Source organism: Blautia sp. HA8986, from assembly GCF_056504635.1.
Genome location: NZ_JBWLUQ010000003.1, coordinates 372,825 through 391,327, shown reverse-complemented (window position 1 = coordinate 391,327; position 18,503 = coordinate 372,825). Strand labels below are relative to the sequence as shown.

Annotated in this window: 17 protein-coding genes, 1 pseudogene and 1 riboswitch; of the genes and pseudogenes, 2 read left to right on the top strand and 16 right to left on the bottom strand. The window is 42.3% G+C overall.

Going from position 1 to position 18,503, the window contains the following annotated elements; genetic code table 11:
• Positions 1 to 116: 116 nt before the first annotated feature.
• The 4 genes from AC04Q4_RS16530 to AC04Q4_RS16515 form a co-directional block, all read right to left on the bottom strand.
• Complete coding sequence (locus AC04Q4_RS16530; RefSeq protein WP_092068491.1) at positions 117 to 1,802, bottom strand: formate--tetrahydrofolate ligase; 1,686 nt, start codon at positions 1,800 to 1,802, stop codon at positions 117 to 119.
• A 73-nt stretch (positions 1,803 to 1,875) separates the two neighbouring features.
• Positions 1,876 to 1,957: riboswitch (ZMP/ZTP riboswitch) on the bottom strand.
• Between the two features lie 179 nt (positions 1,958 to 2,136).
• A complete protein-coding gene (locus AC04Q4_RS16525) occupies positions 2,137 to 2,991 on the bottom strand; it encodes a 4Fe-4S binding protein (protein WP_476389316.1) in 855 nt (284 codons plus the stop codon).
• Positions 2,992 to 2,998: 7 nt separating this feature from the next.
• Positions 2,999 to 3,151 carry a CD1871A family CXXC motif-containing protein gene (locus tag AC04Q4_RS16520; protein WP_118512802.1) on the bottom strand — a complete coding sequence of 51 codons (153 nt, stop codon included), beginning with the start codon at positions 3,149 to 3,151 and terminating at the stop codon, positions 2,999 to 3,001.
• Positions 3,152 to 3,178: 27 nt separating this feature from the next.
• Positions 3,179 to 4,327, bottom strand: a complete 1,149-nt coding sequence (locus AC04Q4_RS16515) for a redoxin domain-containing protein (protein ID WP_476389315.1) — start codon at positions 4,325 to 4,327, stop codon at positions 3,179 to 3,181.
• 205 nt (positions 4,328 to 4,532) lie between these two features.
• On the opposite strand from AC04Q4_RS16515, the gene AC04Q4_RS16510 reads away from it, so the two are divergent.
• A complete protein-coding gene (locus AC04Q4_RS16510) occupies positions 4,533 to 5,210 on the top strand; it encodes a response regulator (RefSeq protein WP_476389314.1) in 678 nt (225 codons plus the stop codon).
• Complete coding sequence (locus tag AC04Q4_RS16505) at positions 5,207 to 6,373, top strand: ATP-binding protein (RefSeq protein WP_476389313.1); 1,167 nt, start codon at positions 5,207 to 5,209, stop codon at positions 6,371 to 6,373. The genes AC04Q4_RS16510 and AC04Q4_RS16505 overlap by 4 nt, the downstream gene beginning before the upstream one ends.
• A 22-nt stretch (positions 6,374 to 6,395) precedes the next feature.
• Here the strand turns inward: AC04Q4_RS16505 and AC04Q4_RS16500 are convergent, their stop codons facing one another.
• The 12 genes and pseudogenes from AC04Q4_RS16500 to AC04Q4_RS16445 all read right to left on the bottom strand — a co-directional run bounded on the left by AC04Q4_RS16500 (position 6,396) and on the right by AC04Q4_RS16445 (position 18,499).
• Complete coding sequence (locus AC04Q4_RS16500) at positions 6,396 to 6,914, bottom strand: AAA family ATPase (RefSeq protein WP_195455422.1); 519 nt, start codon at positions 6,912 to 6,914, stop codon at positions 6,396 to 6,398.
• Positions 6,915 to 7,242: 328 nt separating this feature from the next.
• A complete protein-coding gene (locus tag AC04Q4_RS16495; RefSeq protein ID WP_243097121.1) occupies positions 7,243 to 7,698 on the bottom strand; it encodes a PD-(D/E)XK nuclease domain-containing protein in 456 nt (151 codons plus the stop codon).
• Positions 7,699 to 7,903: 205 nt separating this feature from the next.
• On the bottom strand, positions 7,904 to 9,067 hold the full coding sequence (locus AC04Q4_RS16490) for an RNA-guided endonuclease TnpB family protein (RefSeq protein ID WP_476389312.1): 1,164 nt from the start codon (positions 9,065 to 9,067) through the stop codon (positions 7,904 to 7,906).
• Positions 8,997 to 9,653, bottom strand: a complete 657-nt coding sequence (locus AC04Q4_RS16485; protein ID WP_195456325.1) for an IS607 family transposase — start codon at positions 9,651 to 9,653, stop codon at positions 8,997 to 8,999. The genes AC04Q4_RS16490 and AC04Q4_RS16485 overlap by 71 nt, the downstream gene beginning before the upstream one ends.
• A gap of 68 nt (positions 9,654 to 9,721) precedes the next feature.
• Positions 9,722 to 10,852, bottom strand: coding sequence for an AAA family ATPase (locus AC04Q4_RS16480; protein WP_476389311.1), 1,131 nt, complete (start codon positions 10,850 to 10,852; stop codon positions 9,722 to 9,724).
• A complete protein-coding gene (locus AC04Q4_RS16475) occupies positions 10,837 to 10,974 on the bottom strand; it encodes a hypothetical protein (protein WP_173738238.1) in 138 nt (45 codons plus the stop codon). The genes AC04Q4_RS16480 and AC04Q4_RS16475 overlap by 16 nt, the downstream gene beginning before the upstream one ends.
• Positions 10,955 to 11,840: pseudogene (locus AC04Q4_RS16470) on the bottom strand (LysR family transcriptional regulator). The gene AC04Q4_RS16475 and the pseudogene AC04Q4_RS16470 overlap by 20 nt, the downstream one beginning before the upstream one ends.
• A 179-nt stretch (positions 11,841 to 12,019) precedes the next feature.
• Positions 12,020 to 12,859 (bottom strand): carbohydrate ABC transporter permease, encoded by an 840-nt coding sequence (locus AC04Q4_RS16465; protein WP_243097118.1) that lies wholly within the window; start codon positions 12,857 to 12,859, stop codon positions 12,020 to 12,022.
• An 11-nt stretch (positions 12,860 to 12,870) separates the two neighbouring features.
• Positions 12,871 to 13,758, bottom strand: coding sequence for a carbohydrate ABC transporter permease (locus tag AC04Q4_RS16460; protein ID WP_118512810.1), 888 nt, complete (start codon positions 13,756 to 13,758; stop codon positions 12,871 to 12,873).
• A 78-nt stretch (positions 13,759 to 13,836) separates the two neighbouring features.
• On the bottom strand, positions 13,837 to 15,138 hold the full coding sequence (locus tag AC04Q4_RS16455) for an ABC transporter substrate-binding protein (RefSeq protein WP_195456321.1): 1,302 nt from the start codon (positions 15,136 to 15,138) through the stop codon (positions 13,837 to 13,839).
• Between the two features lie 123 nt (positions 15,139 to 15,261).
• Entirely contained in the window at positions 15,262 to 16,803 is a 1,542-nt protein-coding gene (locus AC04Q4_RS16450; RefSeq protein ID WP_476389310.1) for a response regulator, read from the bottom strand.
• Complete coding sequence (locus tag AC04Q4_RS16445; protein WP_173738240.1) at positions 16,778 to 18,499, bottom strand: cache domain-containing sensor histidine kinase; 1,722 nt, start codon at positions 18,497 to 18,499, stop codon at positions 16,778 to 16,780. The genes AC04Q4_RS16450 and AC04Q4_RS16445 overlap by 26 nt, the downstream gene beginning before the upstream one ends.
• Between the last annotated feature and the right edge of the window lie 4 nt (positions 18,500 to 18,503).

Sequence of the window (18,503 nt, the reverse complement as noted above, 5' to 3'; positions counted from 1 at the left end):
CAGACTAGTAAAATAAATATAAACAATATTATAATAGTATAAGAAAAAGCGGCAGAACCTCTATTTTTGCAGGCTCTACCGCTTTCTATCTGAATTCCCCTCAAAAAATCTTTATATTAGAACAGTCCTGTGATCTTACCGCTCTCGTCTACGTCGATCTTAGTTGCTGCCGGTACTTTCGGGAGTCCTGGCATGGTCATGATCTCACCTGTCAGTGCAACAATAAAGCCTGCACCTGCGGAAATCTTAAGATTTCTTACTGTTACCTCGAAATCTGTCGGAGCACCAAGCTTTGTCTGGTCATCTGTTAAGCTGTACTGGGTCTTAGCTACACAGATCGGGCAGTTGCCAAATCCAAGTGCCTCCAGCTGTTTCGCCTGCTTCTGGGCATTTGCTGTAAGAACCACTTTCTTTCCACCGTAAACCTTCTGTACAATCTGGTTCAGCTTATCCTCGATGGAGCCTTCCAGTTCATAAGCATATGTGAAGTCATTCGGCTCTTCAACAAGACGGATTACTTCCTCAGCGAGCTTGATTCCGCCTTCGCCACCTTTTGCCCATACCTCGGAAAGTGCTACGTTTACGCCAAGCTCCTTGCATTTTGCTTCCACAAAATCAAGCTCTGCCTTGGTATCGGTCGGGAATGCGTTAATAGCTACCACACATGGAAGCTTGTATACATTTTTGATATTGCTTACATGCTTCAGAAGGTTCGGGATACCTTTTTCAAGAGCCTCAAGGTTTTCATTGTTCAGGTCAGCCTTTGCAACGCCACCGTTGTATTTCAGGGCACGTACGGTTGCTACGATAACAACTGCACTTGGTGTAAGCCCTGCCATACGGCACTTGATATCCAGGAATTTCTCTGCTCCAAGGTCTGCACCGAAGCCAGCCTCTGTGATCGCATAATCAGCAAGCTTCATAGCCATCTTTGTAGCAGTTACGGAGTTACATCCGTGAGCGATGTTTGCGAATGGTCCGCCGTGAACGATCGCCGGAACATGCTCCAGTGTCTGAACAAGGTTTGGTTTCAGAGCGTCCTTCAAAAGTGCTGTCATAGCACCCTCTGCGTGAAGGTCTCCTGCTGTTACTGGTTTCTGCTCAGCAACCTTGCCATAAGTGTATCCGATGATGATTCTGGAAAGTCTCTCTTTCAGATCTTTGATATCACTTGCCAGACAGAGAACTGCCATGATCTCAGATGCTACAGTGATGTCATATCCGTCTTCACGCGGCATACCGTTTGTTCTTCCGCCAAGTCCGTCTACTACATTACGAAGCTGACGGTCGTTCATATCCACGCAACGTCTCCATGTGATCTTTCTCGGGTCGATATTCAGCTCATTACCCTGGAAGATATGGTTGTCGATCATTGCTGCAAGAAGGTTGTTTGCCGCACCGATTGCATGAAAATCACCGGTAAAATGAAGGTTGATATCCTCCATCGGAACTACCTGTGCATAGCCGCCGCCTGCCGCACCACCTTTGACACCGAATACCGGTCCAAGGGATGGCTCACGAAGAGCTACCATAACATTTTTTCCAAGTCTCTGCATTCCATCTGCAAGACCTACCGTTGTAGTTGTTTTTCCTTCCCCGGCCGGTGTCGGGTTGATAGCTGTCACAAGAATCAGTTTGCCGTCTTTTTTGTCTGTTTCTTTCAGGAGATTATAGTCGATCTTTGCTTTGTATTTACCATACTGCTCCAGATATTTGTCATCAATACCTGCTTTCTCTGCAATCTTGGTAATTGGCTCCATTGTGCACTCCTGTGCAATCTCGATGTCACTTTTAAATCCCATAATGTTCTCCTTTCTCCGCTGCAACCGTCTGCATCTTTTATCCCATAAAAAAGAGCAGTATCTGAATTTTTTCAAATACTGCCCAGACGGTCGACTCATCGAATCTCCGGCTCCCTCGTGGTTATCCCACAACTCCGTCAGTCACCGAAGACTTTATTAATTTGATGATTGAATATTAACATATTTATTAGTACTTGTCAAGAAATTATCAAATTATTTTTTTCACTTTTAAAGTGAACTGAGTCTAATTTTCTGAATCATTTCAGTTTTCCGTACTATTCATCAGATACTGAATGTTATAAGGAAAATTCTATTTTTCGTCAATTAACGTAAATCAGGTCTGATTTTTGCCTGCAAACCCACACCGGATCGCCTGTGTCGGACATATCTTTTTACATCTTCCACATCGGATGCATTCTGTACTGTTTGGATTTTCCGTCGGATCGACCTCCATCTGGCAGATATTTCTGCATTTTCCGCAGTGAACACATTTTTCTTTATCTACTCTGTAACGAAAAACGGAAACTTTATTAAATACCGAATAAAAAGCTCCCAACGGGCAGATATACTTACAGAATGGCCGGTATATCATAATTGATAAGATAATGGTGATCACCAGGATTGTATTTTTCCACATGTACAGCCAGCCTACTGCACTTCGCATGGATTTGTTCAGCAGCACCAGAGGGATACCTCCCTCCAGCGTTCCTGCCGGGCAGATCAGCTTGCAGAAATACGGTGCTCCTTGCCCCATGATATCTACTACAAACATAGGAAGTATGATCACAAATACAAGAAAGATCACATATTTCAGTTTTCGCAGAAGCTTATCTCCCCGAAATGTCCGAATCTTCTTTGGAAAAGGAATCTTGTTCAACAGATCCTGGATCAGTCCAAAGGGGCAGAGAAATCCACACACCAGTCTTCCAAGCAACGCTCCCACAAAGATCAGAAATCCAGCTACATAATATGCCATTTTGAAGTTCCAGCTTCCGATCACAGCCTGAAGAGACCCAATGGGGCAGGCCCCTCTTGCCCCGGGGCAGGAATAGCAGTTCAGCCCCGGAACACATACATTTTTCAGTTTTCCGGTGTAGATCTTGCCAGTTATAAACCCTGATATGTGACTATTTGTAAGGGCCGCCCACAATGCCTGGATCCCATGCCGCGGCCATTCATTTATTTTCATCTTCTTATTATCCAATGCCTATACACTCCATACAGATGTTGATCGCTTTTGTAAAAACTACAGATACCTCGCCCCTGCAGATTCCCAGTATCATCAGTAAAATCCCCAAAAACGCCAGAGCTGGTCCGATCCACCTGGATTCTGTTATTTTTCGAATCATTTTTCCACTCTCCGTAATGATCATGTTTTACTTAGAAACGTTTTTAAGCTCTTTTTCCACAATTTCCTTCCATTCGTCCAGTGTATGGCTTCCTGTATAGGTATCGCCTACAATGTTTCCATCTTTGTCAACAAAAAATGTTTCAGGAAATGCGGAAATCCCCTGCAGACGACCGTTCATCATAGTGGTATCCGGTGTCAGGAACGGATATTCTGCTTTTGTTTTTTCCTGAAGAATGCCTGCTTTCTTTACAGCCTCCTCGTCCTGATTTCCCTTTTCATCTGTAGTATCAAGCACTACGCCTGCTACTCCGACGCCTTTATCTTTCATTTCTTTATAGAGCTCCTGAAGTTCCGGAATCTCTTTTACACATGGTGAGCACCAGGTTGTAAAAACATTTACCAACGTCAGGTCATAGTCACTGAATACTTTTTCTGTATATGTTTTTCCATCTATTCCTGTTGTTTCAAATTTTCCTACAGATTTTACATCCTCCGGGTTGCTGCTGGTATCCTGTGGCTGGTCAAACACGGAAATATTCTGATATGGTGCCATTTCCGTAATATCGGTTTTGATCTTTTCCAGTTCCTTTGTCAGCTTTTCATCTGCATCTTTGTTTGTGCTCAGATAATATTTGTATTTCCCGTCACTGCTGCTTCCAAGCTCTTTATGCTCTGTACAGCCGGTGATCTCATCCAGCTTTTTCTGTGAAGCTTCGTCATAAACGCCAATTGTACCGATTCTGTCCAGACCTGCCACCCAGTCGTCATATCCTGTTCCCATCTTCTGTATTTCGGCATTTTTCTGTTCCTCTGTCATTTTGCTCCAGCTTACATAGGCATATGTCACTGCATTGGTCTGATTCTCAAAATCTTCCGTGGTAAGCATTGCAATGCTCTGGTCCTTGATCTGCTTTAACAGCTCCTTCGAAAGTGAAAGCTTCAGTCCCAGAAACGGATATTCATAAGAATCCTGTGCCTTGCAGGTTACGTCGGAAGGCTTAAATGTACCTGCTACCAGATCTGATGAAACTGCCTCTCCATCCATCATCATTGCCGCTCCGGGATCTGCTGTTTCCGTACTTTCCGCCGCTGTTACCGGCACACTTCCTAATGCAGATATTCCTAATACCGCTGCTGCCATAAGTGCTGTTATTTTCTGTGTTCTGAATTTCATTGTTTATATTCTCCCTTCTGATATCACCGGCCCATATCCGGAACCGACGTATATTTTATATGTAAATCTTGCTCTCTGTAGCCTTACTATATCATCCCCTGTATAAAATCTCTGTTAAGAAACAAAAAAATTTACAGGAATTTTATGCTATACATGATATTATAGATAACAAAGCAAAATCAACTGTTTTTTAGGAGGATTTACTATGCATATATTGATAATTGAAGATGAAAAGCAGCTCTGCCAGTCTATTGCGGAGGGACTTCGCATGGATGGCTATGAAGCGGACACATGTTTTGACGGGGATGAAGGACTGGAATTATGTCTGGTGGAAAATTATGATCTCATCCTTCTTGATCTGAATCTTCCAGGCGTTGATGGTCTGGAAATCCTGCGCCAGTTTCGGGAATCCGATACTTCCACTCCCGTTTTGATCCTCTCTGCCAGAGGACAGATCCAGGACAAGGTTGAAGGGCTTGATCTCGGTGCCAATGACTATCTCACAAAGCCTTTTCATTTTGAAGAGCTGGAGGCACGGATCCGAAGTCTGACACGAAGAAAATTCATCCAGCAGGATGTGTGTCTGCAATGCGGACGTATCAGCTTTGATACCCGTACAAGAAAGACCAGTATCGATGGACTCCCCCTTTCTCTGACCCGAAAGGAAAGTTCTCTTCTGGAATATTTCCTTCTTCATCAGAACCGTATCATAAGTCCGGAAGAAATGATCGAGCATATCTGGGACGGAAGCGTCAACAGTCTCAGCAATTCCATTCGTGTCCACATTTCTTCTCTTCGAAAAAAGCTGCGCACTGCTCTCGGCTTTGATCCGATACAGAATAAGATCGGCCAGGGTTACATTTTAACGGAGGATATGCAATGAAAAAAATAACTAGAAAGCTTTCTCTTCAATGGCGTCTGACACTGATCACCGCGCTGCTTATGACAGTCACCTGCATTCTGATGTATTTTTTTATCAGCCAGTCTGCAGTTGCCGGAATGGAGGATCTGGGAGATTACATGATACGGATCGATAACACAGATTCTGCTCCCATCACCTTTAATATGAATCCCTCCGTCTTATTTCCGGAGCTTTCCGATCAGCTGCAGTTAACCAAAAAACTGTTTCTCACCAAAGGCCTCATGGTAACAGGGATCATCATCCTTCTCAGCAGTATCTGCACTTATTTTATCAGCCGTCAGGCATTACTTCCCCTGCGCAGACTCAGCCAGGAGGTGAACAAAATAGAGGTCCAGAACCTTTCAGAGGCTCTTGAAGTTCCTGCTACCAATGACGAGATTTCCCGCCTGACAATTTCATTTAACAAAATGCTCGCACGCCTGGATGAGGCCTTTACTGCCCAGAAGCAGTTTTCTGCCAATGCAGCCCATGAGCTGAGGACTCCTCTTGCCGTTATCCAGACAAATCTGGAGGTTTTTGCCCGCAGGGAAGCACCTGCTTTACAAGATTATCAGGAGATTTTTTCCATGCTCCAGGAACAGACCGGGCGACTTTCCCATCTGGCTGAAATCCTCCTGGATATGACCGGCGTACAGACTGTTGAACGTTCCGAAAGGATCTCTCTGGCAGCACTGACTGATGAGGTTTTCTGCGACCTGGCTTCTGTAGCGGAACAGAAGGATGTTGAACTGATCCAGAAGGAGGGAGACTGCATTATTACCGGAAGTTACCTGCTGCTGTATCGTGCTGTGTACAATCTTGTGGAAAATGCGATCAAATACAATCACTCCGGTGGAAAAGTAACCGTAAATATCCATCTTTCCGAAGAAATAACAGATACATCCACGTCTGTCAATTATGTCTTTCTTGAAGTCTCCGATACCGGAATCGGCATTCCTCCCGAATATCAGGAAAAAATCTTCACCCCGTTTTTCCGTGTGGACAAATCAAGAAGCCGCGCTATGGGAGGTGCCGGCCTGGGGCTTGCACTTGTCAGTGAAATTGTCAGACAGCATAACGGACAGGTAAAAGTACTAGAAAGCAGCAAAAAAGGCAGCATAATTGCAATTATGTTGCCAGTCTGAACATGTTTGTATTACATTTACTTTATATGCTCATGAACGCAATCGCTTTGCGATCTGCGTTCAAATCCGAGTATATTTTTTCAACAATACTGTCTGTATCCATTTCGCAGGTAATAGCCTGTTCCCTGAGAGCTGAAGAAAAATCTTTTTCTCTCCACCATCTGCGCATATCTTTTTCACCAAATTCTCTGTTTCTTGTATTATGCCGTCTCACGGTTTCTTCAAACGACAGATCAAAATAATATGCGTATACATTTGAACCATATAATTCATTTGCCAGTTCAAACAACGAACGATACCATTCATCATACATGATCCCTTCCAGGATAGAAAATTCACTGTGTTCCCTTCCGTATCGTAAAAGTTCTGCCATAAGCGGCAAAGCCTTTGTATCTATGCCATCATCAACCCACAGCATATTTCTTCTGACCTCATCCTGTGATATCAGCATTGTATTACGTCCTAGCTTTTTCTGTAATGTCTTCGCTACGGTTGTTTTTCCACTTCCTGAGTTTCCTCTGAGAATGATTAATTTTCCCATGTGCTGCTTTTCCCTTTCAATACAAAATACAGAATTTTTATGACCGTCCAGTCTATTTTACAGCTTTTTATTCCAACTGACAATATTCCCAGTGCTATGATCATTTTATTTAACCTCTATGCTCTCCATAGGCATTCTTCTTTCTCTGTATTTTGCTCTGTTTCTGTAATCTCAGTTACTGTCTATACAATAGCATCGTATATTTTATCCGTACATGTTCATTGTATAAATCTTTATGTTTATAATATAATTTTGCACTGTAAAAAATCCCCTGAACACGGATAGGATTCCGTATTCAGGGGACTCTTTTTCTGCACTTGCATCTATTTTATTGTTTATGATACCTCTCGATCACACAGGTATGTTGCTTTATTTTTTTATCATAATTGATTCCTGCAAGCAGGAGATTTCCATGATAGTCTTTCAGTGCATCTACATATTGCTTTTCTTTAATCTGTGATATGGCTCCATGGGCATCTTTGTCCCATTTCAGTTCAATGACTGCTGCCGGTTTGTCAGCGTATAACTTTCTTGGGATAAAACAGATATCTGCAAAGCCTTTTCCGGTTGGCAGTTCCCGGATAACTGTATAGTACTCTCTGGCAAAATAAAATGCCAGATTAATGGTGCAGCTCAAAGAATTTTCATCGTTGTACTGAAGAACCGAAATTTCTCTGTGTGCCTGATCAATTCCTTTTGCAACTGCTTCCCCATCCAGATTCCACAATGCTTCCAGGAGTTTTCTGGAAGACTCTACCGACTGTATGACTTCTTTCCAGTCCATGGTGCTGATGGCATTTATATACTGCCACTCAAAATGTGATTAAACATACTCACATCGAGATAATGCGGATTCTCACGAATACCGCTTACTGTTTCTTTGTGTATGCTTTTGAGTAACCGGAGTTATCTCTACTCACAGATCCTAAGTACACTCCACAGTCGTTAATTCCCGAAATAGCCTTCGGTACATACTTACGTTTGCGGAATCATGCAACTTCGTAAGTCTCTGCATCTCTCAGATTCAGTGCTGCATTGAGATCTCTGTCCTCAATATATCCACATGTGCATCTGTAGATCCTGTCTGAAAGTTTCAGATCTTTTTTAATACAGCTGCAGCAGTGGCAGATCCTGGAAGATGGATACCATCGGTCAACTACCCTCAGTTCGATTCCATATTCAGCACATTTTGTTTTCAATTTTGTCCGGAATTCATAGAATTTCTGGGACGCAACTGCTTTTGAGAGATGCCGGTTCTTCATCATCCCGGATATGTTCAGATCCTCAATCGTTATATGAGACGGCTTGGTTTTCACTATCTCAGATATTACCTTGTTGATATGATCTGTACGGATATTTTCTATCCGATGATGAAGTTTCTGTACTTTAAGCTTTTGTTTGCATATATTTGCTCTTTGAGTGGACTCTCCTTTCTTTAAGTTCTCATATTTACGGGAAAGCTTTCGCTGTGCCCGTCTTAATTGTTTCTCAAGTTTTCTGATCCGTACTGTTTTATTGATATTTCTGTATACAGTTTCATTTGACACAACTGCAAAGTCTTTCAGCCCCAGATCAATTCCGATCCCATCAGTGAAATTTCCAGCTGCTTCCGGAGCAGGTATATCGACAAGTGCAGACACATAATATCTGCCTGCTTTCACGGAAACTGCCCCGCTTCGGATCACATATCCATCCTTAGAGGTCGGAATGTAACCTTTTTCTTTCAGCCTTACCCAGCCAAGTGTTGGGATCTTGATCCTGTGACGTTCACAGAGACAGTCTTTGGGATTATTCTTTACAAAATACATTTTTACATCAGATCTTCCTTTTTTCTTATATCTCGGGAAACTACTCTGATGATGAAAAAATCTTGAAAAAGCGGTACAGGCATTTTCGATTGCATTCTTTACCGATTTGGAACTGACTTCTCTGATCCAGAAATATTCCGGATGCCTTGGAAGGTATTCATTGTTCAGCCATACACTGAACGACTTGCCGCTCATAAATCTTTCACCGGCATCATAACGTTCTTTATTATGAAACAGGTAGAAATTATAAATATATCTGCATGTGCCGATTGTCTTATGTATTTTGATCTTCTGCTCTTCTGTAGGATCGATCTCTGTCTTGAAGCTCTTCAGCAATCTCCTCATCCTTTTCTATCTGTTTTTTATACTTACGAAGTCCATATAATCTACAGGAAAACACATGAAGGATGGAAATAATATCCTGTACAAGTTCTTCCTGTGGTGACAGTTCTTCATTGTTCACCACCAGTATCGTTGTGTGGAATTTCATGCAGAATCTTTCAAACCAGTCGTATCCAAAACGGATAAATCTGTCTTTATGCGTGATCACTATGGTTTTGACCTTCTGCTCCATGACTTCGTCCAGTAATCCATTCCATTTCTTGCGGTTATAATCAAGTCCGCTTCCATAGTCTTCAATGCACTGGTCTACGATCATTCCTCTGGCATTACAGAACTGACGCAGAAATGCTGTCTGATCTTGAAGATCATCCCTTTGGTTTTTGGTAGATACTCTTGCATAAATAACAACTTTTCGTTTATCATGTTCTATATTTATACCTTTAAATTGAAGATACTGGTCATATGTGTAATAACGCCTGTCTGTTGGAGTTCGGTTTGCTTTTAAGATTCCCTCTCTGTCCCATCTCTGAAGCGTTTTTACAGAAACACCTAATAATCCAGCAAAATCTTTTGGTTTATAATTTGTGATATTTGATGTGTTCACAATATACCTCCATAAGTATATTTAAACACATTTAATACCTTTTCACAATATATTTAGTTGCTTATATCATACTCCTGCGACACCTCTTTATTTGGAATCGCCACAGTTTTGTCCGGCCAGTGATAGTTTAAGTAGCCCAAATGTACCAGAAGTGTCAGTACATCATCCTTTCCCTGAAATGTTGTCATATCGTTGGAAAAAGTACCTGTATTGATCTGCACCTTATCGCCTGCCAGCATTCTTATCACTGCATCTTTCAGGCCATCATAATTCATACGGATATAAATTTTCAGTGCTTCATAGGTTTCTGTCTGATTCCAGTAATTATCAAAAATTCCACTTAACATGGCATCCACCACAGATTTCGGGCTGTACATGGAATATGTCTTCTTTCTTCCCTCTTCTATAGCAACCAGCTCATAGCCATCATACCATGCCTGTGCCTCCTGAAAATTCCGTTTATACCGGCTGCAAAGTTCCTTTACTTCCTCTTCTGTAAATCCAAAAAACTCTGCCATTTCTCTTGGATTGATCATGGAATATTCCATAAACATATTTAATGCAGAATGGGAACCATATTTTTTTACCGGAAGGATTCCGGTCATATAAGCTAATGCCACATATTCCTGATCTTTCAGCCATACACGCAGAAAATCCAGATATTTTTTCTGTGCTTCCATATTCTGTTTAAATTCACGGAATATACAATCCCATTCATCGATCAGAATGACAAAAGGATGTCTGGTATATGCAAAAACATCCTGCATGGCAAAGACCAGATAATCACTGTCGATATAATCCGGATACTGCATCTTCAACTCTCTGAGAATACGCTTCTGAAGAAGCTTCAGCATCTCATCCATATCCGGTGCAGCGCTTAAAAATTCCTGCATATTGATCCGGATCACATCATATTGATTCAGATGTTCCCGGAAGCTTTTGTCTGTATGGATTCTGAGAGCAGAAAACAGTTCTGCACTATCTTCCCCTCTGCCATAATATGCAGCCAGCATATTGGCAGCCATGGATTTTCCAAATCGTCTCGGTCTGCTCACGCAGACAAAACGCTGCTCTGTTCCCAGTACTTCATTTGTTTTTGCGATCAGCCCGCTTTTATCCACATAGATTTTTGACCGCAGACAGACTTTAAACATTCCACCGCCCGGATTCAGATAACTTCCCATTCAGCTTCTCTCCCTCTTAAAAAAATGGCTTCACAGTATCCTTTTCTTTCTGAAACTATGATACCATGAAACCATTTTTCTGTAAATCCAACGGATTCCCTCTCAGTTCTTCCATCCATCAAACGCCTTGATCTCTTCAATAAATTTATTCACCACAGGGGAATTGGGGATGTTTCTTCTCCAGGCTACCACCGTATTGGAAGTGATCTCCGGATACAGTCTTTTCTGGATAAGAAGATCCTCCCGCCAGTACCGTCCTGCCCCTTCCAGGGAAACCGGATAACCGGCACCCTTGGATGCCAGGATCCCCGCATTGGTTCCCAGATTACTGGTGTATGCCACATGAAGCCTGTGGAAATCCTTTCCGAACCAGTTGCAAGGAGACTCCTGGCCCCTGTACGCTCCGGCAGGATCAGCGGCTTGTCAATAAGATCCTCTTTTTCTATGAAATCCTTTTTCACAAGAGGATCATCCGGCCGCAGTCCTACTACCCAGTGATCACTGTCTGTGATCCGGATATATTCCAGTCCTTCCGTATTTACCGGTTCCATAAACAGTCCAACATCCACAAGACCTTTGTTCATCATTTCATAGGTGATATCCGCAGTTGCTGTATGGATGGCGATCTGAACCAGCGGATATTTTTCCCTGTACTGCCTGCAGAATTCTGCCAGTACCTCCACTGCCGTAAACTCTCCGCAGCCTACTGTGACCGTACCTTCCATAAGCTCATCTTCACCTTTCAGCTCTTCTCTTTACGTTCTTCCAGATCAAGAAGCTCCTGGGCCCGCCTCTTAAAAAAGATTCCCTGATCTGTTAATGTGATATTTCTTCCGGACCGCACCAGAAGCTTCACTCCCAGTTCCTCCTCCAGAGCTGCCAGCTGTCTGGAAAGGGTAGGCTGTGTGATATGCAGCTGCTCTGCTGCTTTTGTAAAACTCTGCTCCCTGGCAACAGCCAGAAAATATCTCAGTATTCGAAAGTCCATTCTGTATCCCATCCTTTATTTTTTCATAAAACAAATCTTCTCAAACGCATCTTTCCCTATTATACACTACACCTCTCCCAGATAACAGACCCCACTGCTGCCCTATTTTCTTTTTATACCAAAACAGGAGCAAAAAGCTTTTCATAGCTTTTTACTCCTGTACGTTCTAAAAGTATGATTTATCCTTTGATCGCACCCGCAGTGAGACCTCGGATCATAAATTTGCTCAGGAACATATACAGTACCAATGTCGGAACCACTGCAATAGCCATTGCCGCAAACAAAGGCCCCCAGTCAACCTGTCCGTAAGAACCGTTGAACATGATCAGCGCTGTGGGAATGGTCTGCATTTCTGTTTTCGAGATCATGGTCTGGGAAAAGATCAGGTCATTCCAGGAAGACATAAACTGTAAGGTAAGAACTGTCATAATGGAATTTGTCATAAGCGGAAATACGATTTTTCCTACAACCTGATAAATACTGCATCCGTCAATAACCGCCGCTTCTATCATTTCATTTGGCACAGATTCAAAGAATCCTGTCAGAAGTGTAACCGAAAGCGGCAGGGAATATGCCGTGTAGATCAGGATCAGACCAATTCTGCTGTTAGTAAATCCAATCTTATTATAGATCGTAAATAAAGGGATCAGCGCTACCTGTATCGGAACCATCATTCCAATAAGGATGTAACCATTGATGTTTGATCTGTGTTTCCATTTCATTTTTGCCAGAGCAAAGGATAACGGCACTGCCGTGATCACAATCAGCAGCATGGAACCTGCTGTACAGATGATACTGTTTACAAAGGATGTTCCCATATTTCCGGTATTCCATGCTTTTATATAATTTTCAAAATTAAAGGACTTGGGCAGCGAAAATGCGGAATTCATCGTAAACTCTGTCTGGGTTTTAAAAGTACACAAGATCAGCCACAAAACCGGATAGATCGCAGCAATGAGCAAAACAGCGATCAGTATCATGCTGATACTCCTTGATACAATATGTCTGCTATCTTTCATCACTTTCCTCCTCACTCTCCGTCTTTTGTCTTAAAAATGCGACCCACCACAAAGGTAAAGATCGCACATTCGATCAGAATGATCACTGCCAGAACACTTCCATAGCCAAACTGTGCATAATTAAATGCCGTATTGTACATATACATAGATGGCATCATGGTTGTCGTTCCCGGACCACCGCCTGTTAAAGCAACCGGAGAATCGTAAACCTTAAAGCATGCCGTGATACAGATAACAATCGCCATTCTGAAAACCGGCTTCAGCTGCGGAATCTGAATCTTTGTAATAATCTGCCATGTTGTTGCTCCGTCAATTCGCGCCGCTTCCACAGAATCCTCCGGAAGCTCGATGATTCCCGAATAGAAAACCAGAATGTACATACCTACCGCTTTCCAGATATCCATGATGATCAATGCAAGCATGGCTGTCTTCGGATCACCGATCCAGCCTTTTACCAGACTGTCCAATCCCACTGCTGAAAAAAAGCTGTTCAGCAGACCATACTGTGGCGTAATCGCATAGATTTTAATAAACATCTGTGCCACTGCAACACCTGGAAGTACAACCGGAACAAATAAAAGAGTTCTCACCAGATTCTGATGCTTCTTTACTCCGAAATTGATCAGCATTGCGATCAGAAATCCAAGAATGATCTGTGCTCCACCGACAACTACCACATAGAGAAGATTATTTTTCACTGTGACCCACAGAGTCTTGTCTGCAAAGATCCTGGCATAGTTTTTCATTCCGGCAAATTTAAAATCCAGTCCCGGCTGGCCGCTGAAAAATGTATACACAAATGACCAGATCAACGGAATGAATACCAGACAGGTAAACAAGATCACTGCCGGTAATATAAATAACGCGATCGCTTTTTTATTTCCCAGTACTTTATTCATTCTTTCCTCCCTTTTTCCTGAAAAAAGGCCAAAAAAAGAAAGCTGGCTGTTTTCGCCAGCCTTCTTTTTTTATAATTGTTACTGTACCATGGCCCATGCATCATCAATTGATGTTCCGTAATCTTCCGGACTCATCTGGCCAAGAGCTACCATCTGTGCGCCCTGATATTCTACATCCTGCACACTGGTAGGCATTGCATATTCCGGCCATACGGAAGCTGCACCTTCAGACTCTGTTGCATCGGAGAGAAGCTTTGTAAAGTAACCCATATCAAAATCTTCTGTTGTTGCATATGGTGTGATCCAGTTATGAAGTTCCATTCCTTTGTTTCCAAAGTTTTTCATTATGTATCCAAGCCATGCACCCATAGCATCATCATAGGAATCATTTTTTACACACATGTACATTCCGTAGGAAGTTGTATAGGTGTTTGCAGTTCCTTTTCCATCTTTAACAGTAGGAAAGGCAAAAAATCCCACATTTTCTCCAAGAGTATTCTGGTCACTGCTAAGGCTTTCTGTAAACCAGGAGCCATTATAGCACATTGCTGCCATACCGGAAGTAAACAGAGAATTCTGTGTATCGGAATCAACGGTTGTCATACCTTCGCCCATATATCCTTTTTCGCCCATTTCAGCGATCCATTTGTAAGCTTCAAGGAATGCATCATCCTTCCAGGAAACCTCTCCGGCATTTGCTTTTACAAGTAGATCATTTCCACCTGCCTGCGTTGCATAGGCTCCGATTAGTCTTGTAAGCGGCCACTGTTCTTTTCCAGCCACTGCCATTGGCTGGATTCCTGCGTCACTGAGTTTTGCGCATACATCCATAAATTCGTCCATGGTTTTCGGCACATCTAGTCCGTTATCTTTAAAGATCTGTTTGTTATACCAGATACCTTCAATGTTTTTGTTCGTAGGCATTACGTACATAGCATCCAGCTTGGTCAGGTTCAGGATTGCCTGTCTGTCTTCATCAGAAATAGACGTAACCCCCTGCTCAGCGATCACATCATCAATATTTTTCAGGATTCCCTGATCTACATATTTTTCGATGTACTCCTGTGTTCCTGTAACAAAGAGATCCGGCAGATCATTGCTTGCAGCCAGTACGGAAAGCTTCTGGTTCATATCTGACTGTGCTACTACCTCAATCTCCAGATTGATCGGTGTTTCCGGATTCGTGGCATTATATTCCTCTGTCAGCTGTTTAACTACTGCCGTGGTATCCTTATCTTCATTCCATGCGGTAAGAAAATGCACGGTTTTTTCTTTTCCGGCGTCTTTTTTTGCTGCGGATACCGGTACGGTTCCTCCTGCCATAAGTGAAACTGCTGCCGCTGCAGCGATCAGACTTCCTGTAACTTTTTTCAGCTTCATAGTTCATCCTCCTGATTTTTCCTTTTTATCACTCCGCTATTTCTTAAGCTGATTATATTGTACCGAAAAAACTCTTTCCCTAAAATCCGGAGGATTTTATGATTCCTGGGGGATTTTTTATGCTTATAGGGATTTTTTATAATTATCCAGCGTCATTCCCGTACTCTTTTTAAACTGTGTACTGAAATACTTATAATCATGATATCCTACCATTTCACAGACTTCTTTTGCTTTATATCCCTTCTGCAGGAATTCCATGGCCTTTTCCATTCGGATCTTTGTCAGATATTTGATGTATGTGATTCCTTCTTCTTTTTTAAACAGCATACTGAGATAGGTCTTACTCATATGAACATTTTCTGCCGCTTCATCCAGGGAGATTCCCTGGGCATAATGATGCTCCACGTAATTCTTAACCTCTCTCACAGCCCAGCAGGAATCATCCTCTCTGGATTTTTCTGCTTTGGAAAAAATAAGCTCTGTCTGTTCCAGTGTCCATTCCGCAATCTTACTTTCTGATATCTGCTGCTGTAGTTCCTGATAATCAATATCCAGATACTGTTCTTTTTCTGTTCCTGCTTCATTAAACATTCTCTGAAGCAGATATAATAATTCCCGACATTTCCGAACAAAAAGTTCCGGAATCAGATCCATGCTCTTCAAATATCCGATATAGGTTTGTATCTGCCTTCTACATTCCTCATACTGCCCCATGCGGAAATTAAATTCCAGGGATTCTTGGTCCTGATTCAGCTCTCCCGGAAGAGGTTCTGAATATTCCACTTCATCAATACAGACCGCTTCTTCCATCTCCAGATATCTGGCATATTGCAAGGCACTGCCTGCCTCCTCGAAAGCTTTACTGATTTCATAGATTTCTCTATGCGTGCGGCTGAATCCCACCGTAAACATATCCTCCCTGTCCTCTATCTCTTTTTTCTTTTTTTTCAGCTTTTCCCGGAAAGGAAATTCCATGGCACCAAAATTAAAATATACGATCATCAGACATTCTTTTTCATAAAAAGAATATACCTCTACCGGATTCCCTTCTATCATTTCAAAGGTCATCTTATGAATGATCTCTCTGTAATCATCAATTTCCTGTCGCTGTGTCTCACATACCTTAGCAACACAAACGGAATGGATATTCCGGAATTTTCCGTCTTTCTCCATGATCATCTGCAGGATCTCTTCTTCTTTTTGCGGATTCTCATACAGATCCCGCAAAAATTTTTCCACGTAGACCCTGTCCGCCTTTTCCAGATTTCTGGTCATTTCCTGATAGTTTTTCTGGTAGTTATAAAGATCCCCTGCTTTTTTCAAAACCTCCCGCAGTTTCGGAACGGTAACCGGTTTTTCCAGGTAATCGATCACTCCCAGACCAATGGCTTCCTTAACGTATTTAAATTCGTTAAATCCGCTGAAGACAATATAGATACTTTCCGGAACTTCTTTTTTCGCTTTTTTTATCATCTCAAGTCCGCTCATTCCCGGCATTCGGATATCTGTCATAACAATGTCCGGTTTTGTTTCCAGGATCATCTGCAGTCCATCAATTCCATTTTCTGCAGTTCCCACCAGTTCAAAACCAGGCTCTTTTTTCGTCAGAGCCGCAATCCCCCTGAGCACGATCTTTTCATCATCGATCAACGCGATCTTTAACATTCTTTACCTCCTCCACAGGCAAAATAAGTTTCACAGTCGTTCCTTCACCAGGACAGCTTTCAAATTGAATATCCGCCTTTTCTCCATAGTGAAGCCGTATTCTCTGATATACATTGGACACTGCGTATCCCTGCATTACATCAACTCCGTCCGGAAGGCCCACGCCGTCATCCTCCACGGTAAATATCAGATGATCTTCCTGTGTTTTTCCTGTTATGGTGATACAGCCTTTTCCTATCTTCGGCTCCAGACCGTGATATATTGCGTTTTCTACAAAAGGCTGCAGGATCTGTTTGATAATATGCATATCCATGATTTCCTCATCAACCAGGATCTTTACCAGAAATTTGTTCTCAAATCTGACATTCTGAATATGCAGGTAATCTTCTATAAATCGGATCTCATCTCCCACGGAAATAAATTCCACACCCTCACTTAAGCTGATCTTGAAGATTTCGGACAAGGCCTGGGTCAGATCTGCCACCTGCTCTGCTCCTTCTTCCAGTGCCATCCAATACAGCGTATCCAATGTATTATACAGAAAATGGGGATTTATCTGTGACTGCAAAAGCTGAAGCTGAGAATCCTTTCTTAACAGCTCCTCTTTCGATATCTGTTCTTTTAGTTTCAGTTCCTTCATAACCATATTCTGAAATTCCGTACCGATCACTCCTACCTCATCATTCCCGTAAGAATGGTAAAAAGATCTTTTTCCCCTTCCCACTCTGGCAATATCCTCTTTTAGCTTCAGCAATGGCTTTGTGATCATTCTTGCTTCTGTCACGCAAAGAATTACCGTAAAGATAACAGCAGCTACCGCAACGATGAGAATGATCGTCCGCATCTGTCCTGCCTCCCGGAAAACGGAGTTCCTGGGAACTGCATGGATCAGAGTCCAGTCATCCTGAGCGGATTCCAGCGTTGTGATCAGATATTTGTTTTCCGAATTTTTCAGGATCTCTTCCAGTTTTTCCTGAAACAGCTTCTCCTGATATCCATTCTGATAAACGATCCGTTCCTGATTCTTCAGAACATAGATATCACCATCTGTGGGAAACTGGCCGATCACATTCCGCATGGTGTTTTTGTTGATCTGAAGTATCAGAAGTCCGATCTTGTCAGATGTATTCAGTTTATTCAGTATTTTTACACAGGAAATAATATTCTCCGAATTTCCCAAAACATCATAACCGTACATGATCTCTTTTCCCGCTGCTTCTTCTGCCTGATGATACCAGTCTGCGGAAGAGATTTTTTCATAATCTGCATCCAGCTCTGCCTCTGAACTTGTTTTTCCCGGCTCCTGATAATAAAATTTTCCATCATTGTCAAAAATATAAATTCCGACCAGATCCTGCAGATTATAAATATACGTACTTCCTATCGCTTCCAGGCCATACCAGCGAGAGGGCTCCATGATCCTTCCAACACCGGAATCTTTTGTCTGCAGGATTTTCTGAACTTTTTCATCTCCAAGGATCATACGTGATACGCCAGCATAAGAAGTTACCTTATCATTCAATACTTCATCGGTTGCATCCAGGATCTTTATATAGGACTGCTCATTCTTTTTTTCCAGGAGTCTTCCTGTAAAAATATATATACTGCATCCCATAAACGCTATAATGATAAGAAAAACTGCTACAAAGCTTACTGTCATCCTTCCCCGGATCGTTCGAAAATGAAATTTATTCATAACA